The following is an 847-nucleotide window of genomic DNA, read 5'->3' as shown; positions in this document are numbered from 1 at the left end:
ATTATATGCTGTACTTAAAACGGTTGTTAGTAATATTTTCAAATACCGCCAACGCATTATTGATAAAGCAAACAGTAATGTTAAGGACTAATTCTGTGGATGTCTTTTAAGAATATAAGATACTATCTCCTCAAAAGTTGAAACTACAGCTTTTGAGGAGATTTTTTTGTGCATAAAAAAAATCAGTCAGATGAAATATCAAATAATTTTCCATCAGTCCGATTATTATAAAAGCAAAAAAGCTTTGCTCACATATATGATAACGTGAACAAAGCTGTTGAATGATATTATTTAATTGCGTGGAATCCGCTATCTACATGAATATTTTCACCTGTAACGCCACTTGATAAGTCACTTAATAAGTAAGCCGCTGTTTTACCTACTTCTACTTGATCAACGTTACGTTTTAAAGGTGCACGCTCTTCGATTTCTTTAAGAATTGTATTGAAACCACCCACACCTTTTGCACTTAATGTACGGATTGGACCAGCTGAAATTGCATTAACGCGAATATTATCAGGACCTAAGTCTAATGCTAAATATTTAACATTTGCTTCTAAGCTCGCTTTAGCAACACCCATCACATTATAATTTTGAACTGCGAATTCGCCACCTAAATATGTTGTTGCAACAATGCTACCACCTTCTGGCATTAATTTTTTAGCTTCATGAGCCACAATTGTTAATGAGTAAGAACTAATGTCTTGAGCTAACAAGAAGCCTTCACGTGAAGTTTCAGAAAAGCGTCCGCGTAAGTCTTCCATATTAGCAAATGCGATTGAATGATATACACCATCAATATTGCCAACATCTTTACCAATTTGCTCAAAACCATTAATAACCTCTT

At 34.1% G+C, this 847-nt stretch carries 2 protein-coding genes; one reads left to right on the top strand and one right to left on the bottom strand.

From position 1 onward, the window contains the following. Positions 1-91 (top strand): hypothetical protein (locus tag IDG60_RS22730; protein WP_241013393.1); only part of this gene is annotated, 91 nt, incomplete at its 5' end. 196 nt (positions 92-287) lie between these two features. On the opposite strand, the gene IDG60_RS16890 is transcribed toward IDG60_RS22730, so the two are convergent. After that, the coding region (locus IDG60_RS16890) for an SDR family oxidoreductase (RefSeq protein WP_164826118.1) at positions 288-847 on the bottom strand (560 nt) is incomplete at its 5' end.

The sequence above is a fragment of the Staphylococcus sp. EG-SA-2 genome (genome assembly GCF_017152085.1).
This window is presented reverse-complemented; position numbering and strand designations above follow the sequence as displayed.